Source organism: Micromonospora sp. WMMD1082, from assembly GCF_029626175.1.
Classification (GTDB): domain Bacteria; phylum Actinomycetota; class Actinomycetes; order Mycobacteriales; family Micromonosporaceae; genus Micromonospora.
Window position 1 is genome coordinate 7,103,477 of sequence record NZ_JARUBM010000002.1, and the last position, 25,802, is coordinate 7,129,278.

27 protein-coding genes are annotated in these 25,802 nt (G+C 73.9%); 15 read left to right on the forward strand and 12 right to left on the reverse strand.

From position 1 onward, the window contains the following. Window positions 1-2: 2 nt before the first annotated feature. The 4 genes from O7615_RS32670 to O7615_RS32685 are packed head-to-tail and all read right to left on the reverse strand — an operon-like array spanning window position 3 to window position 4,535. Window positions 3-674, reverse strand: coding sequence for an SIS domain-containing protein (locus O7615_RS32670; protein ID WP_278182319.1), 672 nt, complete (start codon window positions 672-674; stop codon window positions 3-5). Beyond that, on the reverse strand, window positions 671-1,888 hold the full coding sequence (locus O7615_RS32675) for a glycosyltransferase (protein WP_278181643.1): 1,218 nt from the start codon (window positions 1,886-1,888) through the stop codon (window positions 671-673). The genes O7615_RS32670 and O7615_RS32675 overlap by 4 nt, the downstream gene beginning before the upstream one ends. Continuing rightward, on the reverse strand, window positions 1,879-2,850 hold the full coding sequence (locus tag O7615_RS32680) for a glycosyltransferase (protein ID WP_278181644.1): 972 nt from the start codon (window positions 2,848-2,850) through the stop codon (window positions 1,879-1,881). The genes O7615_RS32675 and O7615_RS32680 overlap by 10 nt, the downstream gene beginning before the upstream one ends. Further along, the gene (locus O7615_RS32685) at window positions 2,847-4,535 is read right to left on the reverse strand and encodes an HAD-IIIA family hydrolase (RefSeq protein ID WP_278182320.1); all 1,689 of its coding nucleotides are present in this window, start codon (window positions 4,533-4,535) and stop codon (window positions 2,847-2,849) included. The genes O7615_RS32680 and O7615_RS32685 overlap by 4 nt, the downstream gene beginning before the upstream one ends. 316 nt (window positions 4,536-4,851) lie before the next feature. Here O7615_RS32685 and O7615_RS32690 point away from each other — a divergent pair, with 316 nt between their 5' ends. Beyond that, window positions 4,852-5,619 (forward strand): polyprenol monophosphomannose synthase, encoded by a 768-nt coding sequence (locus O7615_RS32690; RefSeq protein WP_278181645.1) that lies wholly within the window; start codon window positions 4,852-4,854, stop codon window positions 5,617-5,619. 25 nt (window positions 5,620-5,644) lie between these two features. Here O7615_RS32690 and O7615_RS32695 read toward each other — a convergent pair whose 3' ends face one another. Further along, the gene (locus O7615_RS32695; RefSeq protein WP_278181646.1) at window positions 5,645-7,258 is read right to left on the reverse strand and encodes an NAD(P)/FAD-dependent oxidoreductase; all 1,614 of its coding nucleotides are present in this window, start codon (window positions 7,256-7,258) and stop codon (window positions 5,645-5,647) included. A gap of 69 nt (window positions 7,259-7,327) precedes the next feature. On the opposite strand from O7615_RS32695, the gene O7615_RS32700 reads away from it, so the two are divergent. Continuing rightward, window positions 7,328-8,761: an aldehyde dehydrogenase family protein gene (locus tag O7615_RS32700; protein ID WP_278181647.1), complete on the forward strand. Its 1,434-nt coding sequence runs from the start codon at window positions 7,328-7,330 to the stop codon at window positions 8,759-8,761. Between the two features lie 64 nt (window positions 8,762-8,825). Here O7615_RS32700 and O7615_RS32705 read toward each other — a convergent pair whose 3' ends face one another. Beyond that, window positions 8,826-9,227: a ChaB family protein gene (locus tag O7615_RS32705; RefSeq protein WP_278181648.1), complete on the reverse strand. Its 402-nt coding sequence runs from the start codon at window positions 9,225-9,227 to the stop codon at window positions 8,826-8,828. Window positions 9,228-9,374: 147 nt separating this feature from the next. Between O7615_RS32705 and O7615_RS32710 the strand changes: the two genes are divergently transcribed. The 5 genes from O7615_RS32710 to O7615_RS32730 all read left to right on the forward strand — a co-directional run bounded on the left by O7615_RS32710 (window position 9,375) and on the right by O7615_RS32730 (window position 12,005). After that, window positions 9,375-10,367: a YihY/virulence factor BrkB family protein gene (locus O7615_RS32710; RefSeq protein WP_278181649.1), complete on the forward strand. Its 993-nt coding sequence runs from the start codon at window positions 9,375-9,377 to the stop codon at window positions 10,365-10,367. A 46-nt stretch (window positions 10,368-10,413) separates the two neighbouring features. Continuing rightward, a complete protein-coding gene (locus tag O7615_RS32715) occupies window positions 10,414-10,830 on the forward strand; it encodes a DUF2795 domain-containing protein (RefSeq protein ID WP_278181650.1) in 417 nt (138 codons plus the stop codon). A 49-nt stretch (window positions 10,831-10,879) separates the two neighbouring features. After that, on the forward strand, window positions 10,880-11,341 hold the full coding sequence (locus O7615_RS32720) for an SRPBCC family protein (protein WP_278181651.1): 462 nt from the start codon (window positions 10,880-10,882) through the stop codon (window positions 11,339-11,341). Between the two features lie 87 nt (window positions 11,342-11,428). Next, entirely contained in the window at window positions 11,429-11,686 is a 258-nt protein-coding gene (locus O7615_RS32725; protein ID WP_278181652.1) for a hypothetical protein, read from the forward strand. 106 nt (window positions 11,687-11,792) lie between these two features. Continuing rightward, complete coding sequence (locus tag O7615_RS32730; protein WP_278181653.1) at window positions 11,793-12,005, forward strand: hypothetical protein; 213 nt, start codon at window positions 11,793-11,795, stop codon at window positions 12,003-12,005. A 30-nt stretch (window positions 12,006-12,035) separates the two neighbouring features. On the opposite strand, the gene O7615_RS32735 is transcribed toward O7615_RS32730, so the two are convergent. Continuing rightward, window positions 12,036-12,482, reverse strand: coding sequence for a hypothetical protein (locus tag O7615_RS32735; RefSeq protein WP_278181654.1), 447 nt, complete (start codon window positions 12,480-12,482; stop codon window positions 12,036-12,038). A gap of 155 nt (window positions 12,483-12,637) precedes the next feature. Between O7615_RS32735 and O7615_RS32740 the strand changes: the two genes are divergently transcribed. Then, the gene (locus O7615_RS32740; RefSeq protein WP_278181655.1) at window positions 12,638-13,012 is read left to right on the forward strand and encodes a DUF6401 family natural product biosynthesis protein; all 375 of its coding nucleotides are present in this window, start codon (window positions 12,638-12,640) and stop codon (window positions 13,010-13,012) included. Window positions 13,013-13,079: 67 nt separating this feature from the next. On the opposite strand, the gene O7615_RS32745 is transcribed toward O7615_RS32740, so the two are convergent. Continuing rightward, entirely contained in the window at window positions 13,080-13,946 is an 867-nt protein-coding gene (locus tag O7615_RS32745; RefSeq protein WP_278181656.1) for a hypothetical protein, read from the reverse strand. Window positions 13,947-14,133: 187 nt separating this feature from the next. Between O7615_RS32745 and O7615_RS32750 the strand changes: the two genes are divergently transcribed. Beyond that, a complete protein-coding gene (locus tag O7615_RS32750) occupies window positions 14,134-16,254 on the forward strand; it encodes a SpoIIE family protein phosphatase (protein WP_278181657.1) in 2,121 nt (706 codons plus the stop codon). Between the two features lie 15 nt (window positions 16,255-16,269). On the opposite strand, the gene O7615_RS32755 is transcribed toward O7615_RS32750, so the two are convergent. Then, window positions 16,270-17,226, reverse strand: coding sequence for an FAD-dependent oxidoreductase (locus tag O7615_RS32755; protein WP_278181658.1), 957 nt, complete (start codon window positions 17,224-17,226; stop codon window positions 16,270-16,272). Window positions 17,227-17,382: 156 nt separating this feature from the next. Between O7615_RS32755 and O7615_RS32760 the strand changes: the two genes are divergently transcribed. Together O7615_RS32760 and O7615_RS32765 are read left to right on the forward strand one after the other, a co-directional pair. Further along, the gene (locus O7615_RS32760) at window positions 17,383-18,810 is read left to right on the forward strand and encodes a glycoside hydrolase family 6 protein (protein WP_278181659.1); all 1,428 of its coding nucleotides are present in this window, start codon (window positions 17,383-17,385) and stop codon (window positions 18,808-18,810) included. Window positions 18,811-18,946: 136 nt separating this feature from the next. Next, window positions 18,947-19,534: a general stress protein gene (locus O7615_RS32765; protein WP_278181660.1), complete on the forward strand. Its 588-nt coding sequence runs from the start codon at window positions 18,947-18,949 to the stop codon at window positions 19,532-19,534. A 30-nt stretch (window positions 19,535-19,564) separates the two neighbouring features. On the opposite strand, the gene O7615_RS32770 is transcribed toward O7615_RS32765, so the two are convergent. Next, window positions 19,565-20,086 carry a GNAT family protein gene (locus tag O7615_RS32770; RefSeq protein WP_278181661.1) on the reverse strand — a complete coding sequence of 174 codons (522 nt, stop codon included), beginning with the start codon at window positions 20,084-20,086 and terminating at the stop codon, window positions 19,565-19,567. Between the two features lie 117 nt (window positions 20,087-20,203). On the opposite strand from O7615_RS32770, the gene O7615_RS32775 reads away from it, so the two are divergent. Both O7615_RS32775 and O7615_RS32780 read left to right on the forward strand, forming a co-directional pair. Further along, window positions 20,204-20,665 (forward strand): MarR family transcriptional regulator, encoded by a 462-nt coding sequence (locus tag O7615_RS32775; protein ID WP_278181663.1) that lies wholly within the window; start codon window positions 20,204-20,206, stop codon window positions 20,663-20,665. A 33-nt stretch (window positions 20,666-20,698) separates the two neighbouring features. Further along, window positions 20,699-21,685 (forward strand): pirin family protein, encoded by a 987-nt coding sequence (locus O7615_RS32780; protein WP_278181664.1) that lies wholly within the window; start codon window positions 20,699-20,701, stop codon window positions 21,683-21,685. 120 nt (window positions 21,686-21,805) lie between these two features. On the opposite strand, the gene O7615_RS32785 is transcribed toward O7615_RS32780, so the two are convergent. Continuing rightward, window positions 21,806-23,146: an MFS transporter gene (locus O7615_RS32785; protein WP_278181665.1), complete on the reverse strand. Its 1,341-nt coding sequence runs from the start codon at window positions 23,144-23,146 to the stop codon at window positions 21,806-21,808. 94 nt (window positions 23,147-23,240) lie between these two features. On the opposite strand from O7615_RS32785, the gene O7615_RS32790 reads away from it, so the two are divergent. After that, window positions 23,241-23,855 (forward strand): ABATE domain-containing protein, encoded by a 615-nt coding sequence (locus O7615_RS32790; protein WP_278181666.1) that lies wholly within the window; start codon window positions 23,241-23,243, stop codon window positions 23,853-23,855. 25 nt (window positions 23,856-23,880) lie between these two features. On the opposite strand, the gene O7615_RS32795 is transcribed toward O7615_RS32790, so the two are convergent. After that, window positions 23,881-24,618 carry a hypothetical protein gene (locus tag O7615_RS32795; RefSeq protein WP_278181667.1) on the reverse strand — a complete coding sequence of 246 codons (738 nt, stop codon included), beginning with the start codon at window positions 24,616-24,618 and terminating at the stop codon, window positions 23,881-23,883. A gap of 345 nt (window positions 24,619-24,963) precedes the next feature. On the opposite strand from O7615_RS32795, the gene O7615_RS32800 reads away from it, so the two are divergent. Then, window positions 24,964-25,791: a SigB/SigF/SigG family RNA polymerase sigma factor gene (locus O7615_RS32800; RefSeq protein ID WP_278181668.1), complete on the forward strand. Its 828-nt coding sequence runs from the start codon at window positions 24,964-24,966 to the stop codon at window positions 25,789-25,791. Window positions 25,792-25,802 lie beyond the last annotated feature (11 nt).

The window sequence follows — 25,802 nt, forward strand, 5'->3', positions numbered from 1 at the left end:
CCTCACGCCTGCACCGACCGCGCGGTGCCGCCGTCCAGCACCACCTCGACGCCGGCCCGCACCGGCCCGGCGGCCGGCGCGGGCTCCGCCTGGTCGACCTGCTCGACCATCGCCTGTTCGACGTACTCGCAGAGCAGGTGACTGGAGACCAGATGCAGCTCCTGCACGACCTGTGGGTCCGGTGAGTCCACCGCGAGCACCTCGTGGCAGGCGTCGGCGAGCGGGTTCGGGGCCAGCCCGGTGAACGCCCAGCAGCGCAGCCCCGCCTCCCGGCCGGCCTGCGCCGCGGTGAGCAGGTTGGCGCTGCCGCCGCTGGTGGAGAGCAGCAGCAGCACGTCGTCGGGGCGGCCGTGGGCGCGGACCTGGCGGGCGAAGACCTCGTCGTAGCCGTAGTCGTTGCCGATCGCGGTCAGCGCCGAGGTCTCGGCGTGCAGGGCGATGGCGGACAGCGGCTGGCGGTCGTCGCGGAGCTTGCCGACCAGTTCGGCGGTGAGGTGCTGCGCCTCGGCGGCGCTGCCGCCGTTGCCGGCCACCAGGAGCCGGCCACCGGCGGTGAGCCGACCCGCCAGCGTGGCACCCCACCGGGCGAGCAGCGGTTCGCACCTGCGGTACGGCGGCAGCGCCGCGGCCAGGTGCGCCAGGTGCGCGTCGAGCAGGGTGGTCGCCGGCATCAGGCCACCACCCGGGTCGGCCGACGCACGGCGGCCACCTCGGCGTAGACCTCGGAGAGGCGCTGGGCGGTGACCGTCCACGAGTAGTGCTGGCGGACCCGGGCCCGGGCCGCACCCGCGTACGCGAACCGGCGGATCCGGTCGTCGAGTAGCCCCCGCAGCGCCTCCCCCAACGCCCGCGGATCCCGCGCCGGCACCAGGTCACCGGTCACCCCGTCGACCACCGTGTCGCGCAGGCCGCCGACGGCGGTCGCCACCACCGGAACCCCGCACGCCATCGCCTCCAGCGGGGTCAGCCCGAACGGCTCGTACCAGGGCGCGGCGACCAGGATGTCCGCCGAGCGGTACCAGCGGCCCATCTCCTCGCGGGGCACCGCACCGACCAGGCGAACCCGGTCGGCGACGCCGCAGCTGCCGGCGAGGGCACGCAGCCGCCGGGCGTACGGGTCGGCCTCCAGCAGGCCGGCCGGTGGGCCGCCCACCACCACGCACTCGGCCTCGGGCACGTGCGCCATCGCGCGTACCACGGTCTGGAAGCCCTTGCGCTCCACCAGCCGGCCCACGGTGAGGATCCGGGCCCGGCCGGGTTCCCGCTCGGTGGCCGGCCCCAGCGGGGCGAACGTGCCCAGGTTCACCCCGGACGGGATGACGGTGATCCGGGACCGCGGCACCCCCATCCGGACCAGCTCGCCGACCTCGTCGCGGCACTGGGCGATCACCCGGTCGACCGCGCGGCCCAGCTGGAGTTCGTACCCGATCCGCCGGGCCGGGCTGGTGTCCTGCACACCCTGGTGGCGGCGCTTCACCGTGCCGAGGGCGTGGTACGTCTGCACCACCGGCACCCCGGTCTGCCGGCCGGCCTCCAGCGCGGCCAGGCCGCTCATCCAGAAGTGCGCGTGGATCACCTCGGGTGCCCAGTCCCCGCCCCGCCAGCGGTCGACCAGCCAGGCGCCGAACGGCCCCATGTGCGGCAGCAGCGCGTCCTTGGCCACCGGCTCGGCCGGCCCGGCGGGGACGTGCACCACGTCGTAGCCGTCCGGGCCGCGTACGGTCACCGGTAGGTCCACCGCGTCGCGGCGGGTGTAGACCCGCACGTCGTGCCCGGCGGCGGCGAGCGCGGCGGAGAGTTCCGCGACGTGCGTGTTCTGGCCGCCGGCGTCCTCGCCGCCCAGGATCGCGAGCGGGCTGGCGTGCTCCGAGATCATCGCTATCCGCATACTTCCTCCTCCAGCAGCCGGTCCCAGTCGGCGAGGAAACGGTCGAGGCCGTAGCGTTCCTGGGCGGCGGCGCGGGCCTCGGCGCCCGCCCGGCGCGCCCGGTCCGGCTCCGCGACGAACCGGCCGGCGGCCTCCAGCAGGGTGTCGACGCGGGTGGCGAGGGCACCGGCGCCCGGCGGCACCGCCGCCACCGCCTCGGTGGTGGCCAGCGCCACCACCGGCATGCCCATGGTCATCGCCTCGATCAGGCTCAGCCCGAGCGAGGTCCACCGGCACAGGTGCAGGTACGCCCGGCGCTTCGCCAGCTCGGCGTGCATCCGATGCTGCGGCACGTCGTCGTGGCTGGTCAGCCGGTCGGCGGGCAGGCCGAGATGCGCGGCCAGCCCGGCCACCTTCATGCCGAAGACGTCCAGCGGGGCGATCTCGGCGAACCGGGGCAGCAGGTCGGTGCCGGTGACCCGCCAGCGGCGTACCGGCTCGTTGATCACGACGGCCAGCCGGTCCAGCTCGCCGGTGTACGCCACCGCCGGCGGCACGATGCCGTGGTCGACGACGGTGGTGCGGGTGGCGCCGGTGTCCCAGAAGAGTTCGTTGAACGCGGTCACGTGGGCGATGAGCAGGTCGTCCCGGTCGGCCATCGGGTGACGGCTGTTCGGCACGGCGCCGTCCTTCGGCGTGTTGTGCTCCACGTAGATCGCCGGCAGGTCCCGGCCCGGCCGGCGGCCGAGCCACTCCGTGGCCAGGTCGAGTTCCTCGGGGCGTTGCAGGATCACCAGGTCCACCTCGGCGGTCCGCAGCTGCTCCGGGCTCACCTCGGCGGCGCTCTCCGGCCAGGTGTAGGTGCGGGCGCGGCCCAGCCCGTACGGCCCCCGGTCCGGGGTGGCCGGGACCAGGTAGCGGTGTTTGCCGTGCACGAACGAGGTGGTCCAGGAGCCGTGCACGTGCCAGAGCAGGATGTTCATCGGCCCCTCCCGCCGCCGGTGACCACCGCCGGTGCCGGCCGGGCCGCCGAGGCGACCACGACCGCCGGCCGGTGCGCTGGCACCCGGTCCGGCGGGACGCCCAACAACCGCAGGGCGTCGAGGACCGCGCCCGGCTCGACGGTGCTGAGGCAGGGGTGGCCCGGGACCGGGCAGCGCGCGGCCCGGGTGTCGCGGCAGGCGGCGGTGGCGTCGCCGAGGCGTACCGCCGGCACCCGCCAGGGCCCCCACTGACCGAAGGGGACGGTGGGGGCGAAGAGGCTGACCACCGGTACCCCGTACGCGGCGGCCAGGTGCGCCGGGCCGGTGTTGCCGACCACCACGGCACCGGCGGCGGCGACCACACCGGCCAGCTCGGCCAGGCCGGTCCGGCCGCCGAGATCCCGGCAGTGCCGTCCGGCGACCCGGGCGGTGAGGTCGCGCTCGTGCGGCCCGCCGGTGACCACCACCCGGTGACCGGCGGCGGTCAGCTGCCCGGCGATCCGTTCGGCCAGCTCGGGCGGGCAGCCCCGGGCCGGTGCCGCCGAACCGGGATGCAGCACCACGTAGCCCGGCTCGCCGGCCTCGGGCGGGGGCGGTGGCACCGGCCGCAGTCGCAGCTGCGGCTGGTCCCCCGTGGGAAGCATGTAGCCGGCGGCGGCGGCCAGCGACAGGGCACGTTCGGCCTCCGGGACACCGGCCGGCACCCGGTGCCGCACGTCGAGCAGGCTCCCCGGGTAGTCGTCGCTGATCGCGGCGATCCGCCCGACACCGGCCATCCGCAGCAGCAGCGCCAGCGGCAGCGGCGACTGGTGGAAGGAGGTGAAGATGACCGCCTCGTCGGCCGCCACGGCCGCCAACCGGGCGACCAGGGCGGCCATCTCGGTGGGCCGCACCGGCGCGGGGGCCGGGTCGATCCAGGGCAGCCGGTGCTCGACGATCTCGTCGACGCCGGGCAGCAGTTCGGCGGCGTCCCGCCCGCGCGGGCCGCAGAGCAGCACCACCCGGTCGGCGCCACCGGCGACCGCCCGGATGCCCGGTCCGGTCACCAGCACGTCGCCCGCCGAGTCCGACCGCACCACCAGCACGGTCCGCCCCCGCCCGGCGGCGGGGCGCTCCGCCGGCCGCAGCGACTGCTGGCGGCGCAGGATCTCGGTGACCGCCGACGACAGGTCGGCGCTCACCCAGGGCGCCGCCGCGACCTCCTCGGCCCGGGTCACCGGCGTCGGCACCAGGACCGCCGCCGCACCGGCCGCCAGCGCCGCGGTGACGTCCCGGCCGATGTCGCCGATCATCACGCACCGGGCGGGTACGGTGCCCAGCGCCCGGGCGGCGGCGTGCACCAGGCCCGGTGCCGGCTTGCGGCACGGGCAGCCGTCCCCGTCGTCGTGCGGGCAGACCTGCCAGGAGTCGAAGGGGCCTAGCAGAGCCTCGATCCGGCGGTGCACCCGGCGCAGCTGTTCCTCGGTGAACAGGCCCCGGGCCAGCCCGGACTGGTTGGTCACCACGGCGAGCTTCAGGCCGGCGGCCCGCAACCGGTCCAGCGCCGCCCGGGCGCCCGGCATCGGGCGCACCTTGTCCGGATCTCCGTTGTACGGCACGTCCTCGACCAGGGTGCCGTCCCGGTCCAGCAGGACCGCGTCGAACAGGACCGGGCTCGCCCCGACCGGGCCGGCACCGGCCAGCACCCCGGCTGACCTGCGCTGATCCGGCTCCCCATGGTCCTGTCGCACGCGCGGCGGGTTCCCTGCGCCCCGGGGAGTAAACGTCGGCCGTCGGCGGCACCGGAGCGGCGCCGCCCGCGGTGGCCTTACCCACGGCCCCCGAGAAGCTAACCCGACGACTCGTTGGCCCGGACCCCGGCCGGGTACCGCCAGGTGATGGCGGTCGTCGGGAGAAGGCGTCGACCTGACCCGGGCGCCCGGACGGGGAGCCATTTCACCCCGGAAGGGACATGTAGTTACGCTCTCGGGGAACCCTGTCCGCCGACCGAGGATGTCCCCCATGATCGAACCCGTCCAGTTACCTTCGCCGTGGCGGGACGCGCGCCTGACCGTCGTGGTCCCGACCTACAACGAGGCGGGCAACCTGCCGCTGCTGGTCGAGCGCCTCCTCGCCCTGCCGCTGCCCGGGCTGAAGGTGCTGGTCGCCGACGACAACTCACCGGACGGCACCGGCGAGGTCGCGGACAAGCTCGCGATCGAGCACCCCGAGCGGGTCGAGGTGGTGCACCGGCCGGGCAAGGAGGGTCTCGGCCGGGCGTACGTGGACGGAATCAGCCGGGCGCTCGACGGCGGCGCCGAGTACGTCGCCCAGATGGACGCCGACCTGTCCCACCCGCCGGAGGCGTTGCCCGGCATGCTCGGTGCCCTGCTGTCCACCCAGGCCGGTGTGGTGATCGGGTCACGGTACGTGCCCGGCGGCGAGCTGGACGAGAACTGGCCGCTGTACCGGCGGGCGCTCAGCGGCTGGGCGAACCTCTACGTGCACACGCTGCTGCGGGTGCGGATCCGCGACCTGACCGCCGGTTTCAAGATCTGGCGGGCCGACGCGCTGCGGAACATCGGGCTGGAGCGGGTGCAGTCCAACGGCTACAGCTTCCAGGTCGAGATGCACTACCTCGCCACCAAGCTTGGGCACACGATTCTCGAGGTGCCGATCCGGTTCGAGGAGCGGCGCGACGGTGACTCGAAGATGACCACCGCCACCAAGATCGAGAGCGCCCTGATGCCGTTCAAGCTGCGTACCCGGCACCGCAACATCGAGCCCTGACCCCGCCGGCACCGGTCGGCGGTGGTCAGCGGTACACGGCCCGGTGCGCGGTGGCCACCGCCCGGTGGTAGGCGGCACCGGTGAGGGCCCGGTCGCGGGCCAGGGCGGCCCGGGCCGCGTTCGCGCCGGGGGCGCCGTGCACCCCACCGCCGGGATGCGCCGACGCACTGGCCAGGAAGAGCCGGTCCACCGGCGTGTCGGCGCGGCCGAGACCGGGGATCGGCCGCAGGAACAGCTGCTGGTAGGGGGCGGCGGTGCCACCGCCCAGCGCGCCGCCAACCAGGCTCGGGTTGGCCTCCTCCAACTCGGCCGGACCGGCCACGTGCCGGCCGACCACCCGGCTGCGGAACCCGGGCGCGGCGGACTCCAGCACCTCCTCCATCCGCGCGACGTGGGCCATGACCTCCTCGGCGCGCCAGGTCCGGCGAAACGGCAGGTGGGTGTAGGACCAGAGCGACTCGGTGCCCGGCGGGGAGTGACCCGGATCCGCCACCGACATCTGCCCCACCAGCAGGAACGGGTCGGTCGGCAGCTCGTCCCGGGCCAGCGCGGCGGCGTAACCGGTCAGCCCGCCCAGATCCCCGCCCAGGTGCACGGTGCCGACGGTGGCCAGCTGACGGTTGGTCCAGGGCACCGGCTCGGCCAACGCCCAGTCCACCTTCAGCGTCGCGCCGTCCCAGCGGAAGTGCGCCAGGTCGGCCACCAGCCGGGGCGGCAGCGCGGCGGCGCCGACCAGGTCCAGGTAAAGCGCGGGCGCGGGCACGTCGGCCAGCACCGCGCGGCGGGCCCGCCAGTGGCCACCACCGACGGTGCGAACGCCCACCGCCCGGCCCCGGGCGACCAGCACCCGGTCCACCCGGGCGCCGTACTGGATCCGGCCGCCCCGCTCGGTCAGCCGGGCCACCAGCGCATCGGTGATCTTCTGTGCCCCGCCGGCCGGCACCGGCCAGCCGACCTGCTGACCGAGCATGGCCAGCAGCCAACCGAACACGCCGGAACCGGCCTCCTCGGTGGACAGGTCGGTGTGCAGGGCGCACCCGGAGAGCAGCGCCGGCCCGCCGGCGCCAGCGAACAGTTCCTCGCCGAGCCGCCGCGCCGGCAGCACCATCTGTCGGGCCAGCCGCAACGTGCCGCCCACGTGCAGCCGACGCAGCAGGCCGAGGCCACCACGCACCGGCGGGAACGGGGTGGTGATCAGCTCCAGCATCGGGTCGGCGACCTGCCGCCACTGCGCGTACGCGTCCAGCCACCGCGCGCCGTCGCCGGGTGCGAACGTCTCCAGCGACGCCGCGGTGACCTCGGGATCCCGGTTGAGCACCGCCGCCCGGTCGTCGGGGAACAGGTGGGCCAGCACGTCCGGGGCGTGCCGCCAGGTGAGCCCGTACCGTGGCAGGTCGAGCCCGCGCAGCACCGGTGAGGCGTAACCGAGCGGGTAGAAGGAGCTGAACAGGTCGCTGAGGTAGCCGGGCGCGGTCACCTCGGCCGAGCGGATCGCTCCACCGGGCACGCCGGTCGCCTCCAGCACCAGCACGTCCCAGCCGGCGTCGGCCAGCAGGTTCGCGGCGACCAGGCCGTTGTGTCCCGCGCCGACGACGACGGCGTCGGCCCGCTCGGCGCCAAGGGAACCCGGCAACATCATCCGCAGACGCTACCCCGAGGCATCGGGGCGAAACGTTTGCCGGGCCGGGGCCGGGGCATGCAGCGCGCCATGTACACGGTTGCGCAACTCATCGGTGGCGTCTGGGGCGCCGGCGGGGAGGCCGGCGAGCTGGTGGTGCACGATCCGGCGGACGGCAACCGGGTGACGAGCGCGCCGGTCGCGACCGCCGACGAGGTCGACAAGGCGGTGGCGGCGGCCCGCGGGGTCGCGGCGGAGTGGGCGGCGGTGGCCCCGGCGGAGCGGGCCGCGACCCTGCACCGGATCGCCGACGCGGTGGCCGGGGCCGCCGACGACCTGGCACGGGCGACCACCGCCGAGATGGGCAAGCCCCTCGCCGACGCCCGCGGCGGCGTCGAGGCCGGCATCGCCACCCTGCGGCAGTACGCCGAACTCGCGCCCGCCCGGGGTGGCCGTACCCTGCACGGCGATCCCGCCGCGATCGACTTCATGACGCCGCAGCCACGCGGCGTGGTCGCCGCCATCACCCCGTGGAACGATCCCGTCGCGGTGTCCTGCGGGCTGCTCGGCGCGGCCCTGGTCACCGGGAACGTGGTGCTGCACAAGCCCAGCGAACGCACCCCGGCGACCGGGTGGCTGCTGGCCCGGGCGTTCGACGCCGCCCTACCGGCCGGGGTGCTGTCGCTGCTCACCGGTGGGCCCGCGACCGGCGCGGCGCTCGCCGCCGCCGAGGTGGACATGGTGGCGCACGTGGGCGCCACCGCCACCGGCCGGGCGATCGCCGCCGCCGCGGCCGCCACCGGCGCGAAGGTGCTGCTGGAGAACGGCGGCAGCGACCCGCTCGTTGTCGACGCCGACGTCGACCCGAGCTGGGCCGCCGATCAGGCCGCCCTGGGCGCCTTCGCCAACGCCGGACAGATCTGCGTCGCGGTGGAGCGGATCTACGCCCACCGCGACGTCGCCGGGGACCTCGTGGACGCGCTGGTCGAGCGGGCCGCGGCGCTGCGCGTCGGACCGGGCCTGGACCCGGACACGCAGCTCGGCCCGCTGGTCGACCGGCGGCACCGCGACCAGGTGCACGGGCAGGTCACCGCCGCCGCGGCCGACGGTGCGCGGATCCGCGTCGGCGGCACGCTGCCCGAGGGCCCGGGTGCCTTCTACCCGGCGACGGTGCTGGACGGCTGCCGGCACGACATGCCGCTGATCCGCGAGGAGACGTTCGGTCCGGTCGCCCCGGTGGTGGTGGTTGACTCGTTCGCCGAGGCGCTGCGCTGCGCGGCCGACTCGCCGTACGGGTTGGCCGCGACCGTGCTGACCGGGTCGATGAGCCATGCCCAGCGGGCCTGGCGGGAGCTGCCGGTGGGCACCGTCAAGGTGAACGCGGTCTTCGGCGGTGCCCCGGCCGGTGCCGCCCATCCCCGGCGCGGCAGCGGCCAGGGCTTCGGCTACGGACCCGAACTGCTCGACGAGTTCACCGCCACCAAGGCCGTACACCTGCAGGCGCCGGGCGGTGGTCACTGGTGAGCCGGCGCGGGGGCCCGCTCCCGACGTACGCCGGGATCGGGCCTCCACCGGGGCTCCGGGCGGGTCAGTCGCCGCGGGCCTTCGCGGTCTGCCGGTTGTTGGCCTTCTGGATGGCCTTGACCAGTTCGGGCTTGGTCATCCGCGACCGTCCCGGCACGTCCAGCTTGCGGGCCACCTCCATGAGGTGCTCCTTGGGGGCGTTGGCGTCCACCCCGCCGGCGGTGGGTGCCCGCCGGGCCGGGCCGCCGCCCGCGGCCTGCTCGTCGCTGGGGCCCTTGCGGCCCTTCGGCTCCCAGTGGTCACCGATCTTCTCGAACTCGTGCTTGACGGCGGCGAACGCGGTGCGGTGCGCCCGTTCGCCCTCGCCGTAGGTCTCGACCGCCGAGTCGTGCGTCTTCTCCCAGGTGCGCTGCGCCTTGTCCGGCGAGCGCCGCAGCGTGCTGGGAAGTACCTCGCGCCCGGGCATCTCGATCCTCCTCCGTGTGCGAGCCATTCCCGTTGGCGTTCCCCCCGGGCGCGGTGGCAAACGCCACCCGGTTTGCCGGATGACGGGGCCGGGTATCGGCGGGGCCATCGACGAGCCGCGCGCCGGCCTCGCACCAGGGAGCGGTGGATGACGACGACGAAGCCCGACCCCCCGTCCGCTGACCCGCCGGCCGCCGACCCGCCGGTGGCGCGGCTGCCCGGCATCCGCCAACTGCACTGGCCGACCTGGCGCGGCGTGCTGATCCGCAGCGGCCGCAACTACCTGCGGGACAACTGCACGGACTGGGCCGCCGCGCTCACCTACTACGGGGTGCTGGCGCTCTTCCCCGCCACCGTCGTGGTGGTCGCCCTGGTCGGCCTGGTCTCCGACGGGGAGCGCACCGTCGACACCGTGCTGGACCTGGCCCGCGACATCGGCGCCGGCTCGGTGGTGGCCAACGAGGGCTTCGTCGGCGTGGTCCGGGGGGTGGTGGATCAGAACAGCTCCGCCGGGGTGCTGCTGAGCTTTGGTCTGCTCGGCGCCCTCTGGTCGGCCTCGAACTTCATCGCGTCGTTCACCCGGGCGTCGAACGCGATCTACGGGGTGGCCGAGGGGCGGCCGGTGTGGCAGTTGCGCCCGACGCAGCTCGGGCTCGCGGCGCTGTCGCTGGTGCTGCTCGCCGTGGTCGCCGCCGGCCTGATCGTCAGCGGCCCGGTCGCCGACGCGGTCGGCAACCTGCTGGGCGCCGGCGACGTGACCCGTACCGCGTGGGCCGTGGCCAAGTGGCCGGCGCTGGCGTTGATCGCGATGCTGCTGCTGTCCCTGCTGTTCTGGGCCGCGCCGAACGTGCGCCAGCCCCGGTTCCGCTGGCTCACCCCCGGCGGGACGGTGGCCCTGCTGGCCTGGGCGCTCGGCTCCTTCGGCTTCGGCCTGTACGTGGCGAACTTCGGCTCGTACGACACGACCTACGGCAGCCTGGGCGCGGTGATCGCCTTCCTGGTCTGGCTCTACCTGTCCAACTCCGCGCTCATGCTCGGCGTCCAGATCAATGCCGAACTCCAGCGGGGCCGGGTGCTCCAGTCGGGCGCGCCGGACGCCGACGAGCCCGTGCTGCCACCCCGCTCCCCGGCCGCTTCGTGACCGCTTGCCGGGTTTACCACCCCCGCCGCCGGGTAGCGCAGAAGGCATGGATCGCGGCAACAGCAAGCACGCACCGAGAGTCGACGACGAGATGAGTCAGGAGGTCAGCGGCCTCGTGCAGGGGCCGGGGACCGGCGGCTCACGGGTCGACGAGTTCCGGGTTCCCGAGCCCGCGGGCGAGGACCAGCCGGAGGCCACCACCGCCCCGGCCGGCGACCTGCGCAGCGGCTCTCCCCAGGGAATGACCTCGGAGGACGTCGAGGCACGTAGCCGGCTCGGGCGGTTCATCACGATGAGCGCCCTGCCCGGTGACCGGGCCGCGCTGCTCGCCAACGCGCGTGACAACGAGGCCCCCGACGACGTGATGGCCGAGTTGGCACGCCTGCCCGAGGACACCCGCTACCAGACGGTGTCCGAGGTGTGGGCGGCGCTCGGCCACAGCAACGAGACGACGCGCTGGTGAGGCGGACCAGACGCGGTCCGAGCCCGCACGGGCGCAGGAGAGGATGCTGATGAGTGGCGTTACCGAGCACGTCGACGTGGCCGTCCCGGTCCGGACGGCGTACGACCAGTGGACGCAGTTCGAGGAGTTTCCCCACTTCATGGAGGGTGTGGAGGAGGTCCGCCAGCTCTCCGACACGATGACCCACTGGACCGTCGAGATCGCCGGGGTGAAGCGCGAGTTCGACGCCGAGATCACCGAGCAGCTGCCCGACGAGCGGGTGGCCTGGCGCTCGACCGGCGGCACGCAGCACGCCGGGGTGGTCACCTTCCACCGGCTGGACGAGGGCAGCAGCCGGGTCAGTCTCCAGCTGGAGTTCGACCCGCACGGCGTCATCGAGCAGGCCGGCGACAAGCTCGGCGTGGTCGACCGCCGGGCAAAGGGTGACCTGCAACGGTTCAAGACGTTCATCGAGCGGCGCGGCCAGGAGACCGGTGCCTGGCGTGGCACCGTCGACCGTCCGCAACCCTGATCAGCACAGCGTCATCGACGGCCGCCGGGAACACCGGCGGCCGTCGCCGTGCCGTTTGCGGGGACCGGGTCGGGGTACGGCGATGACATGACCGACGACAGGGTGTGGCGCGACGAGGAACGACTCCCGCTGGAGGAACTGGACCGGGCCGTCGCCCGCTCCTCGCTCGACGGGCAGGCCGACGACGTGACCGCCAACGACGCCGGCGAGGAGGCCGCCTTCGGCCACGGCCCCGAGCCCGCCGACCGGGGCGCCGAGATCCCCGGCACCGGCCGCGAGCCGACCGACCCCGACCGCGCCTACCGCCCCTCCACCACCGGCCGCACCGGCCCCGACAACCTCTGAACCCCCTCCCTCTGCCCGCGGTTCGGGGGTGGGGAATCGGGCGGGGTGGGAAAAATCGGCCGTTCGGGTGACGGCAGTGGCGGGTGGCGCGGGCAAGACTTTCGGAATGCATCAGGGCTCCGGCTTCCTCACCACGCGTCAGCGTCGCCTGGCATGGCTCGGCTTTCTCCTCGCCGCCGTCCAGGCACCCGTCTCCGCCAAGCTGGTCGAAGACAGCTCCTGGCTGTTCAGCCTCTGCGTGGCGGTGATGGTGGCGACCGTGATCATCGCCGACGACGCGGCGCGCCGCCGCCCGGCGGACGCCCGCTCCTCGGACTGAGCCGCCAACCGGTCGCGCCCACCACGGGAGTCACCGAGAGTCGCGCGGGCGGGCCTCGTGTCCGGGCCGGCCCCGGGTGCGACGGCGCTCCTTCATCTCCGCCTCGTAGAGGTGCCGCCGGCCGCCCACCAGGTGCTCGCGCGCCGATCGGTCCACCTCACGGAACAGCGCGTGGTAGCCGTCGTCGAAGTCCTCGACGATCTGGAACGTCCACCGCCCGGCGATGACGTTGCGGCCGACCAGTTCGTCGGCGATCCGGTCGGCGATCGCGGGGTGCCCGGCGTCGCGGAACATCCGTACCGCATGGTCGAGCATCAGGTCGGCGTGACCGATGAGCTGGTGCAGCGAGTAGAGGTGGCCCCGGGCCCGTTCCACGCACTCCAGTGCCTCGCTGAGCTTGCCGAGAGCTGCCACCGTGTCGTCGCTCACCCCGGCGGGCCGCCGGTGCCGCTCGTCGGGTCCGTCGGTGGTGTCCATCCGTGTCTCCCTGGTGCCGGTCGTGCCGGGGTGCGCGGTCTCTTGCCGGGCGCCCGGTTCGGCCCCCCGGGTCCGGCCGGACACCCACGGAGGATGCCGTGACCAGCCGAGCGGCCGAGGTCGGTGCCGGTACGCGTTGGCTAGATTCGTTCCCCATGCGCGTGCCGTCGAACCAGGTCCTCTCCCCCACCGCCGTCGACTCGGCGCGGTCCAGTCTCGTCGCGCTCGCCAACGCCGTCGGTCTCGACGGGCTCGCCGCCGCCACCGCCCGGCCGGGCCTGCTCGCCGTGATCGACCAGCACGCCGCCGCGGTGCGGGACAGCCTGCACGGTGACCGCCGACCGTTGACCGCCGCCTCCCTCGCCGGCTACGCCGAGGGGGTACGCGCCGCCGCGGTGGAACACGGCTGGCAGCCACCCGGCGGCGAGGTCGACTGGTCGGAGCCGGACTGGGTGCTGCTGCGCCTGCTCGCCGTCTGCGCGCTGACCGTCGGGCTGGGTCAGCGGGCCCCGCAGCCACCGCCGCTGTAATAGACCGGTCGACGGGTGCCCACCGCGCGGCGGACACCCGTCTTCCTCGCGTCGACGCGAACCACCGTCACGGACGGAACTGCTGGGTCTCGTCGCCCGTCGTCCCTGACTGGTAGGTGCCGCGCCCCCCGGCCATCGAGGACTCCTGCCCCCGGGAGGCCGGCTGGGTACGCCCGGCACCCGCCCGGTCGGCCATCTGCCGCTGCATGTCGCCGCGGCCGGCCTCGGCCCCCTGCCGCTGGTCGCGGATCGCCCGCGACTCCTCGGCGACCCGGTTGAGCCAGCCTTCCCAGCGATTCTGCATCGGCCGCACCAGACCACCGCCAACGCCGATGATCAGGATGCCGGCCACCGTGGCTAGCACCGCGATCAGCACGGGTTGGGTGACGGTAGTGGCGATGCCGACCTGGTTGAGCGCCGCGATGACACCCAGCGCGATGATGAAGATCGCCGTCACATCGGCCACGAACCGGCCGTACGACAGCCCGCCGAGCGCGCCGGTGACGAGGTCCCGCACCGCGTTGGCGATCGCGGCGGCGATCACCACGATGACGATCGCCACGAAGGCCCTCGGCAGCCACGCCACCACGCCCGAGATCAGGTCGCTGATCGCGTTGGGCCCCCAGACACCGAAGGCGAACTGCAGCGTGAACAGCAGCACGGCGTAGTACGCCAGTCTCGCCAGAATGTCACTGGCGTCGTACCTCGTCCGTTCCAGCGCACGCTTGATACCGCCCCGTTCGACCGCTCGGTCGAACCCCACCCGTTCCAGGACCGCGTCCACGATCTTGAGTACGGCTCTGGCGATGAGCCATCCGACCACCAGGATCGCGATGAACGCGATGGCCCGCGGCACGAACAGCAGCACCGACCTCCACATGTCGGCCGCAGCGTCACCGATGTTGACCTGCCTGGCCGCGAGGGTTTCCGGCATGATGTCCCTCCTGTCGATGGTTTGCCCCGCGCGCTTACCCCTTCGCCCGGTGAGCACGCCGCGCCGGTCAGCTCCTTTTTCCGGACAGATCGCGACGGACCGGCTGTGACCTGCTCTGATGTCCCGGCGCGACGCGCCCGGCCGATGATCGGAAACACCTTCCGAGCGGGCGGACTAGGCTGCGTTCATGCCAGGAACGGTCGGGCGGGTTCCCGCGTCAGCCGGCCCCGTCGAGGGGGCGGCGGCGCAGGGCACCCCACCCGTCGGCCACCACCCGTGGGGCGCCACCGCCCTCGGCCCGTACGAGTCCTGGGATCCGGCCGTCCGGGCGACCGTCGAGGTGGTGCTCGCCTCCCCCGCGCCGATGGCACTGCACCTCGGCGACCAGTTGCTGCTGCTCTACAACGAGGCGTACGCGGAACTGATCGGCGATCGTCATCCGCAGGCCGTGGGGCGGCCCGCCGCGGAGGTCTTCGCGGAGGTCTGGCAGCGCCCGGGCGTCGGCGACATCATCGAACACACCTACCGCACCGCTGAGGCGTTCCTGGAGCGGAATGTCCCGTTCCCGCTCCGCCGTGCCGCCGGCGACCCCGATCAGGCCGTCTACACCCGGGCCTGCTCCGCCGTGCGGGACAGCCGCGGCCGGATCGTGGGCGTGCTCGCCGTGGTCGCCGAGACCAGCCCGGCCACCCGGCAGCTGCGGGAGCTCAGCGACTTCGCCGCGGCGCTGTCCGGCACCCTCACCCTGGACGACGTGGCCCGGGTCGCGCTGCGCTACGCGATCACCTCGTTCGACGCCGACCGCGTCTCGTTCGCCGTCGACGACGGCGGCGGTGGGTGGCGCATGGTCCGGCGGGTCCGGGGCGAGCTGGTCGACGAGGCGGACGAGCGGCTGCCCCCGTTGTGGCGGCGCGGCCCGGCGGACTGGCCGGCCCCGGCGGTGGCCACCGCGCGCAGCGGTCAGGCGGTCTTCACCGACGACGGTCAGCCCCTGCGCGACATCGCGGTCGACCGGCACGACCAGAAGGTCCGTGCCCTGGCGGCGGTGCCGCTGCGGGGGTCGGTGGTGCGGGGCGCGCTGACCGTCGGCTACCGGTCCCCGCACGCCTGGTCCGCGCCGGAGCGCGCGCTGTTGGCGGCGTCGGCCGAGCTGGTCGGCCAGGCCACCGAGCGGGCCCGCCGATTCGAGACCCAGCACGGCACCGCCCAGCTGTTGCAACGCAGCATGCTGCCGGAGAGTCTGCCGGGCCTGCCTCGCCTGCGGATCGCGGCGCGTTACGACCCGGGCGTCGACGGTAACGCGGCGGGCGGTGACTTCTACGACGCGTTCGTGCTGCCCACCGGCGACCTGGGCGTGGTCCTCGGCGATGTCGCCGGGCACGACGTGCAGGCCGCGGCCCGGATGGGTCAGGTCCGCGCCGCGCTGCGCGCGCTGGCGCTCAACGACCCGCGTCCCGACCAGGTGCTCACCGGGCTCGACCGCCTGGTGAGCAGTCTCGGCGCCGAGGCCGGCACGCACGAGTTGTTCGTCACCGTGGCGTTCGGCGTCATCGACGTCGACCGGGAGGAACTCACCCTGGCCAGTGCCGGCCATCCGGCGCCGCTGGTCCGTCGCTGTTCACCGGCCGGCGAGCCGAGGGCCGAGTACGTCGACGTGCCCTCCGGCGCACCGCTGGGGATCGGCTACCGCGCCGCGACGCGTACCGTCGCCTTCTCGCCGGGCGACACGTTGCTGCTGTTCAGCGACGGCGTGGTGGAGCGGCGCCGGCAGGGGCTCTCGCCCGGCCTGGCGCGCCTGGCGGAGTCGGTGGCCACGGCGCCCAGCGGCGACCCGAGGTCGCTGTGCGCGGTGGCGTCCGCGGCGGTGCCCGGCGCGACCGAGGACGACGTGGCCGTGCTCGCCGTCGAGTACGCGCTGCGGCCGAGCCGGTCGGCGCGGATGGAGGTGCCGGCCGAGCCGACCGCCCCGAGCCGGGTGCGGCACTGGATGACCGCCCAGCTCACCGAGTGGCGGCTGGCCGAGTCCGTGATCGGCGCGGCGGTGCTCTGCACCAGCGAGCTGACCACCAACGCGCTGCTGCACGCCGGCACGGCGGCCCGGGTGGAGGTCGACCTCAGCCCCGAACGCCTGCTCGTGTCGGTGGCCGACTCGGGTTCACGGGGCACGGTCACCCGGGCCCGCACCGACACGCTGAGCAGCCGGGGGCGCGGGTTGGGTCTGATCGAGGAGTTGAGCGACGCCTGGGGCACCGACCCCACCGTCCGGGGTTCCACGGTCTGGTTCGAGATTCTGACGCCGCCGGAGTAGACCGCCGCGGTGCGGTCAGGTCAGTCGCCGGGCCAGCGCCCGACCGAGGTCGCGGCCGGAACGCCAGGCGGTCTGCACCCGGGGCTCGCCGAACGCGTCTCCGGCCAGGCCGATCCCGTCGTCGTCGAGGTGGAAGCCGGCGCTGGTGCCGTCGACGGGCTGGGCGTAGGTCCACCGGTGCACGTGCACCTGGTCCGCCCGATCGGGCAGGGCGAGCAGGTCGCGTACGGCCGCTTCGACCGCGTGCGCGGCGCCGGTGGGTTGGGCCAGGTGCCCGGCGGCGAACTCCGGCGTGGTGTGGGCGACCAGGACGGGCGCGGCGTCGCCGCGTCGGTCTCCGTCGTCGCAGACCAGCCTGAGCAGCGGGTGGTCGTTGACGAAGGCGCCCCGGAAGTCGGTCCAGCGCCGCCGCGGGAACCGCAGCACCGCCGCCAGCGCCGGCGACCATCGCTGCCGCCCCGCCGCCTCGGTGGCGGCGGTGAGGGCCGGGTCGAGCAGCAGCGCGGCCTGCGGCCCGGGCATCGCCAGCACCACCGCCGCGCACCCCTGGCCGTCCACCACCGGCCCCGGCTCGACCCCGAGCACCAGCCGGTCCACCACCACGGGAAGGTGCCGGGCCAGCTGTTCCACCAGCGAGCGCAGCCCGCGCGGTGCCGCCCACCGCATCGGGCCCCGAACCTCCCGCCGCCCACCACCGTCGTACGCGACGAAGGTGTCCGTCCACTCACGGGCCAGCCCGGCGGCCTGCCATCCGCGTACCACCTCGGCGAAGTCGGGATCGCTCACCGTCAGGTAGGCGGCGCCCAGGTCGGCGGGGCGACCGTCGAAGCGCTTGCTGGCCATCCGTCCGCCGGCCACCCGCCCCCGTTCCCGGATCTGGACCGGCACCCCGGCGCGCACCAGTTCCCCGGCGCACGCCACGCCGGCGATGCCGGCACCGACCACCACGACACCCGACCGGTCAGCACGCATCTGGTGATCGTATGGCGGTTGGCCGGCGGCGCATTCCATTGCGGAAGCGCCGGATAGTTCCGGAAGGTCTTCACAAGTCGGCAACGAATCCGTACCTTGTCCGACATGTGGGAGCGCTTCCACGCACTGTCTTCGATGGGTACGAGGAGCAGACACATGAGAACCCGAAGCACGATCGCCCTGGTCGGCGCGGCAGCGACGGCGCTGGCCGTGGCCGCCACCGTCGGCGTGGGCGCGTTGCGTCCGACGCCCGCCTCGGCGGCCGACTCCGCCTTCTACGTCGATCCGGAGACCAACGCCGCCCGCTGGGTGGCGGCCAACCCGAACGACCCGCGGGCCGCCGTGATCCGGGACCGGATCGCCAACGTCCCGCAGGGCCGCTGGTTCACCACCACCAACACCTCGACGGTGCGCAGCGAGGTCAACGCGCTGGTGACCGCCGCTGCCGCCGCGGGCAAGGTGCCGATCCTCGTCGTCTACAACATCCCGAACCGGGACTGCAGCAACCACAGCGCGGGCGGTGCGCCTAACCACCCCACCTACCGGCAGTGGGTGGACCAGGTCGCCGCGGGCCTCGCCGGGCGCCCGGCCACCATCATCCTGGAGCCCGACGTGCTCCCCATCATGACCAACTGCATGGACGCCAGCCAGCAGGCCGAGACGCGGGCCTCGATGGCGTACGCCGGCAAGGCGCTCAAGGCCGGCTCGTCGGCGGCCCGGGTCTACTACGACATCGGCCACGGCGGATGGCTCTCCCCCGGTGAGGCCGCCTCCCGGCTCACCGCCGCGGACATCGCCAACAGCGCCGACGGTATCGCGGTGAACGTGTCGAACTACCGGCGCACCGCCGACGAGGTCGGGTACGCCAAGTCGATCATCGCGGCCACCGGCATCTCCTCGCTGCGGGCGGTCGTCGACACCAGCCGCAACGGAAACGGTCCGGCCGGATCCGAGTGGTGCGACCCGCCGGGACGGGCGATCGGCACGCCGAGCACCACCGCGACCGGTGACTCCGCGATCGACGCGTTCCTCTGGGTGAAGCTGCCGGGCGAGGCGGACGGCTGCATCGCCGCCGCCGGCGAGTTCGTGCCGCAGGCGGCGTACGACCTGGCCATCGCGGCCGGCCCGGCGCCGACCACCACCCCACCGACCACCACCCCACCGACCACCACCCCACCCACGACCACCCCGCCCACCACCACGCCGCCGACCACCACCCCACCCACGACCACCCCGCCGACGACCACGCCGCCCACCACCACGCCGCCCAGTGGTGGCTGCACGGTGACGTTCACCCCGAACGTGTGGACCGGTGGCTTCACCGCCGAGATCCGGGTGACCAACGGCGGCGCGGCGCTCTCCGGCTGGACGCTCAGCTTCACGGTCGGCTCCGGGGTGCGCCTGGCCAACGGCTGGAACGGCGAGTGGAGCCAGTCCGGCGACCGGATCCAGGTCGGCAACACCGCCTGGAACGGCAACCTGCCCACCGGCGGCACCCTGAGCGTCGGCTTCCAGGGCACCTTCACCGGCAGCAGCCTCCCGTCCCCCAGCGTCTTCACCCTCAACAGCACCGCCTGCGCCTAACCACCCCAGAGCCCCGGTGGGCCGCCCGCCCCGTCCCGGGCGCCCACCGGGGCTCGCACCTGTCCCCGCCCCGTCCGGTCCGCGCGTTACCGGTGGCGTGCGGTGGGAACGCGGAGGGGGTGACGAAGGAGGAGCGATGACCACACAGTCGAACCCCTCGGCCTGGCAGCCGGGTGTGACGGGCGGCGGCACCCTCCCCTCAGGCCCCGGCGGTCGTACCGCCGCGCCCAGTGCCGACGGCCACGGCCCGCAGGTCGGCCCACCGACGGTGACCATCGGGGCGTATCCGGACTATCCGTCCGCCCAGCGCGTGGTGGACCACCTGGCCGACAACCGCTTCCCGGTGGAACGCACCGCCATCGTCGGCACCGACCTGACCCTGGTGGAGACGGTGCTGGGGCGGATGAGCACCGCCCGCGCGGCGCTGGTCGGCGCCGGCACCGGTGCCTGGTTCGGTCTCTTCATCGGCCTGCTGTTCGGCATCTTCACCGTCGGCAACTGGCTGGCGGTGATCCTGGCCGGTCTGGTCATCGGTGCCATCTGGGGCGCCGTCTTCGGTGCCATCGCGCACGCCATGACGGGCGGGAAGCGGGACTTCACCTCCGCCAGTTCGCTGCGCGCCAACCAGTACGCGGTCACCGTGGAGGCGGACGTGGCCGAGCAGGCCCGCCAGCTGCTGGGCCGGATCCAACTGGGCGGCCGCAACCCACAGACCGCGCGCTGACCCGTCCCGCCCGGCCCCGGGCGGGCCCGGTCAGTCGGTGGCGAGGCGGGCGTGCAGGTGTTCGTCGTAGCGGCGGCCGTCGCCGTAGCGGTGCGAGCGCCGCAGCGTCCCCTCGGCCAGGTAACCGGCCCGCTCGGCGACGCGGCACGAGGCGGGGTTGGCGACCGCGTGGCACAGCTCGATCCGGTCCAACCCGAGGTCGGCGAAGGCCCACTCGGTGAGGCGGACGACCGCCGCCGTGGCGATCCCGCGGCCACGGGCGGTGGGGACCGTCCAGTAGCCGATCGAGGCGTCGCCCGCGTGGATGCGGTGCAGCGACACCGAGCCCAGCAGGGTGTCGACGTCGGTCGGATCGACCGCCGCCAGCGACACGTGGCTACCGCTCGACCAGTCGGCCCGCCACCGGAGCCAGCGCAGGGCGGACTCCAGGTCAGCCGCGTCACCCGGCGGATTCCACTGCGCGATCGCCGGATCACGCCAGGCGTCGAGGACGGCCGGGGCGTCCGCGTCCCGCCAGGGACGCAACAGCAGGTCCGGGCTGGTCAGCTCCACGGCGGCAGAGTCTGGCACATCCCGCCCGGGCAGCACACATCGGATGTCCCCCACGCGGGCTCGGGTGGCGCACCCGGCAGCTTTGTTCAAATTTTTAGTAAATGCTATCGTGGCCGCATGACCGAGAGCCTGGACCGCGACCGCCTGGCCGCCTGGCGGGCGTACATCGAGGCCAGCCAGCGGTTGTTCACCCGGCTGGAGGACGATCTGCGTGCCTGCAGCGGGCTCAGCTTCGCCGACTACCACGTGCTGGTGCTGCTCTCCGAGGCGCCGGGGCAACGACTGCGCATGGGCGAGCTGGCGGACCGGCTGGTCTTCTCACCCAGTCGGCTGACGTACCAGATCTCGTCCATGCAGCGGCGCGGCCTGGCCACCCGCCAGCCCTGCCCGCAGGACGGGCGGGGCAGCGAGGCGGTGCTCACCGCCGCCGGGCTGCTGGCCCTGCGCGAGGCCGCCCCACACCACCTGCACTCGGTCCGCACCCACCTGATGGACGGCCTCGACGACGCCGAGGTCGCCGCCCTCAACCGGATCTTCGCCCGGCTCGGCCGGCGGCTACAGGGGCCGACGGCGCCCTGACCACCACCCCGAGCGACAGCTGAAGGAGCCCCGATGCCCGCCATCACCGTCGACAACGTTCTCGTCCTGCCCCGGCTGCCCCGGCTCGACGAGTCCACCGCGTTCCGGCCGGTCCGCCGGCTGACCACCGCGCCGACCGGCTTCGAGGGCGAGGGTTTCCCGGTGCGCCGGGCCTTCGCCGGGGTGCCGACCGGCGAGCTGGACCCGTTCATCCACCTCGACCAGATGGGCGAGGTCGACTACGCGCCGGGCGAGCCACGGGGCACGAGTTGGCACCCGCACCGCGGCTTCGAGACGGTCACCTACATCATCGACGGGATCTTCGACCACCAGGACAGCCACGGTGGCGGCGGCACGATCACCAACGGCGACACGCAGTGGATGACGGCGGGCAGTGGCCTGCTCCACATCGAGGCGCCGCCGGAGCATCTGGTGGTCAGCGGCGGGCTGTTCCACGGCACCCAGCTCTGGGTCAACCTGCCCCGGGCCGCCAAGATGAGCCCACCGAAGTACCAGGACATCCGGGGCAACCAGGCGGCGCTGCTCACCACGCCCGACGGTGGCGCGCTGATCCGGGTGATCGCCGGTGAGATCACCGGCCACCACGGGCCGGGCTCCACCTACACCCCGATCACCGTCGCCCACGTGACCGTCGAGCCCGGTGCACAGGTCGACCTTCCCTGGCGGCCGGACTTCAACGCCCTGGTCTACGTGCTGGGCGGTCGTGGCACGGTCGGCGCCAACGGGCGCGGCGTACGCACCGGGCAGCTCGCCGTGCACGGGCCGGGCGACGCGCTGCGGTTCAAGGCCAACGCCCGCCAGGACAGCCGCACCCCGGCGCTGGAGCTCTACATCATGGGTGGCGAGCCGATCCGGGAGCCGGTGGCGCACTACGGCCCATTCGTGATGAACACCCGCGACGAGCTGATCCAGGCGTTCGAGGACTTCCAGGCCGGGCGGCTCGGCGTGATCCCGGCGCAGCGCCTGCCGCACACCGACGGTCAGGGCCCACGCCCCTGACGGTGGCTCCTCGGGTGGGGCGCCCCGGTGCAGATCCGGGGCGCCCCACGTCAGGAGACGGCGAAGATGCCGGCCACGCCGAGGAGCACCATCACCAGTACGGCCAACAGCGCACCCCGCTCACCCTCCACCGTCGGTGCACGGTGCTCGGTCGCGGAGTTCGTCGTCTCGCCGGGCATGGTGTGGCCTCCTCGCTGATCGGGTAGGGGTCGCCTCGGCCATCGCCACGGGGCCAACCCGCTGTCTGAGTTGCCCGTCTGGGCCGGCGGAAACCTCGTCGGGGCCCCGAATCCCGGTCACCGGAGCTGGCGTACGCGCCGGCGGCAGCAGCTTCTCGCCCAGCGCCAACAGGACGGCGGCCGCACTGAGGAGACCGCCGACCAGCACGGTGCTCCGCACCCCGAATCCGGGTAGCAGGAGGCCACCGATCAGGGCACCACCGGTGATGCCGACGTTGACGGCGGTCGATACGGCGGCGGCGGCGATGTCGGAGCGCCCGGGTGCCACCTCCAGCACCAGTCCGCCGAGAGCCGTGGTGAGCGCGGCGAACGCCAGCCCGGCCACGGCGACCAGCCCGACCGCGGCGATCGCGAGGTGGCCCCCGGCGTAGAGCGCGAGCAGGGCCACCGACTGCACCGCGACCGTCGCGGTCAGCGCCAGCCACGGCCGGCGGTCGACCACCGGCCCGATCGCGAGGACGCCGAGCATGCTGGCGACGCCCCGGACCAGCAGGACCGTGCCGACCGCCGCCGGAACGAGGCCGCCCACCTCGGTGACGAACGGCGCGACATAGGTGTACGCGGTGAGCGCACCGGTGGTGGCCAGCGCCGCGACCGCCACCAGCAGCCAGAACCGGCGGGCGTCGGGCGTCGTGCCCCGGGCCGAGTGCCCCCGGCCGGCCGGTGTGGACGGGAGCAGGGCGGCGATCGCCATCAGGGCCGCCAGCCCGAGACCACCGACCGCGAGGAAGGTCACCCGCCATCCGACGAGTTCGCCCAGCCAGGCGCCGGCCGGCACGCCCACGGCGAGGGCGGCGGTGCTGCCGGCGAACACCACGGCGACCGCCCGGCCGCGCAGGTGCGGTGGGAACAACGCAGCCGCGGTGGGCACGACCACCGCCCAGTACAGCGCCTGGGTCGCGGCCCCGGCCATCCGGGCGACCAGCATGAGCCAGAAGCTGCTGGCGAGCGCCGACACCACGGCGGTGACGACGAAGCCGGCCAGCAGCACGGAGAGCAGCCGGCGGCGAGGCACGTTGCGGGTCACCACGGTCAGCGGGATGGAGGCGAGCACCACCACCGCCCCGTACGCGGTGACGAGCATGCCCACCCGCGACGGCGGGACGGCCAGGTCGGCGGCGAGCGGAAGCATCAGCCCGATCGGCAGCGCTTCGTTGGTCACGTAGAGGAACGTCCCACCGGAGAGCGCCAGCAGCGCCACGACCGCCCGTTTGCCCGTCATCGCGCCACCCCTTCGATGTTTCCACCAAAACCTCTTACACAGGTAACACCCTAGGATTGGCGGCACGGACGCGCAACCGGTAAAGTTCGTTTTGATGGAAACAGCCGGTGTCACGCGGATGCGCCTGGTGGGCGGCAACCTCGCGCTGGACTTCGTCAACACCCGCAGTGGCCCCCCGGCCGGGCCGCCGGACGACGACGTGCTCACCGGCTACCCGGACCTGGTCGCCTGGGCCCGTTACGCGGGCGCGCTCACCGAGGCCGAGGCCGCGACGCTGCACCGGCTCGCCCGCGACGACCCGGGCCGAGCCCAGGCCACTCTCGCGCGGTCGCTGCGCACCCGGAAGCAGCTCGACGAGCTGTTCCGGGCGTTGGCCACCGGCGGGCGCCCGAGCGCGCGGGCGCTGGCGCGGCTGCGGGACGACGAGGCGGAGGCGATCGGCCACGCACAGCTCGAGCACGAGGGCGGCTACGCGTGGAGCTGGCGGCACGACGGCAGCCTGGCCCGCCCCCTGCGACCCGTGGTGCACGCCGCGGCCGGGCTGCTCACGACCGGGCCGCTGGACCGGATCAAGGGGTGCGGTGCCTGCCGGTTCCTCTTCGTCGACGAGAGCAAGAACCGCAGCCGTCGCTGGTGCAGCATGGAGGACTGCGGCACCACCGAGAAGATCCGGCGGTACGTCGCCCGGCGGGCCCGACCGACGCGGTGAACCCCGGCCGGCGCCCGTGCGCCGGCTACCAGCGCTGGGGCAGCACCCCGACACCGGAGCGCGGCAGGCCCGCGTCCGGCAACGGCTCCGACTCGCCGAGCACGGTGAGCCCGCCCGGGTACGCGAAGGACGAGCGCGGGGAGTAGTAGCCCCAGGCGATGGTGAGTGGGTTCTCGGGGCGCAACGCGTAGACCGGGTGCTCCGGGTCGAGGAACTCCACCGACTCGATCTCGAACGAGGTGGACGGCTCGGCGACGACCGGGTAGATGCTGCTCACCAGCTGGCCGTGCAGCGCCGTGAGGTAGCGGTGGTGGCCGTTGTGCATGGCGTGACCGGTGTCGCCGACGCGCACCTGGGCCCGAATCACCGGGACGCCACCGATGTCGGTCTCGGTCACGATCGTCTCGGCCTGCGCGGTGATCGCGGTGTGGCCGGCCAGGGCCGGGGCGCCCCGGGCGAGGGCGTAGTGCCGGACCCGCTCGCTGGAGGTCACGTAGTGGGTCCACCAGCCGCCCGGGGTCACCCCGTCGGGCGCGTCCATGCCGACCAGGGTGACCCCGATGTAGGTCAGCGAGTACGAGCCGAAGCCGGAGGTCTGGCTGTCGTCGTCCACCACGTACTGGTTCATGAAGACCTGCCGGTCCGGGTGCGGTCTCAGCCCGGTGGGGACCAGCGCCGCCACCGCGTCCGGGTCCGCCGGCAGCCAGCTGAAGTACAGCGTCCGGCTGTTGACGACGAGTTGGGGAACCGCGGGGTCGAGCACAGCACCTCCGATCAGAGGATGTACCCGTCGACGCTAAGGCCGGTCCCGTGGACGGGACAACGACGGAAAGGCGACAGTCGGCTTGCCACCCCGAGCCGCCCATTGTCCGGTCGGTGGGCCATCGTCGCCAACCGGTCGAGTCGCCGCGGGGCGGATGACACACGGGATAGTGCGATCCCGTGCCCGATATCACCGCTTTCATGATTGAAAATCACTTAAGCACATCGTCCGTTCGGCTAGATTTCCTAGGGACGATCAGGCTAAGGTGACTCCCGAACGTACTAGCCACACCTAAACCAAAGCGTCACGTCTTTATCCGCGGACGAGGTGCAGGGAGGACCACCCATGACCGCGTCAACGATCACCGAGCCGGGAGCAACCGCTCCGGCGACCACGACCCCGAAGCTCGACCCGCGTTCGCTCTCGGACAGCGCGGCCGATCTCCTGAACGCGATGGCCGCGCTGCCGTCCGGCCACCCGTCCCGGGCCGCGCTGCGGGACCGGGCGATCGAGGCGTGGCTGCCGCTGGCCAACCACCTCGCCCACCGCTACAGCGGTCGCGGTGAGCCCACCGACGATCTCGCCCAGACCGCGGCGGTCGGCCTGATCAAGGCCATCGACAAGTTCGACCCCACCCGTGGTGTCGACTTCGCCGGCTACGCCATCCCCACCATCATCGGTGAGCTGAAGCGGCACTTCCGCGACCGGACCTGGGACATCCGCGTCCCCCGTCGGCTGCAGGAGCTGCGGCTGGCCATCTCCGACGCGAACAGCACGCTGCTGCAGACCCTGGGTCGCTCGCCGACGGTGACCGACATCGCCACCCACCTCAAGATCACCGAGGAGGAGGTGCTGGAGGGCCTGGAGGGCGCCCGCGCGTACAACGCGGTGTCGCTGTCCACGCCGACCGGCGATGGAGACCGCGCGACCGAGCTGGGCGACATGCTCGGCGGCGAGGACGGCGAGTTCGAGCTGGCCGAGCTGCGGGTGGCGCTGGGCCCGGCGCTGGCCACTCTGGACGAGCGCGAGCAGAAGATCCTGACGCTGCGGTTCTACGGCAACCTGACCCAGTCGCAGATCGCCGAGCAGATCGGGGTGTCGCAGATGCACGTGTCCCGGCTGCTGGCCCGGGCGCTGACGAAGCTGCGGGGGCAGCTCGACGGGACGTACTAGACGTACCAGGA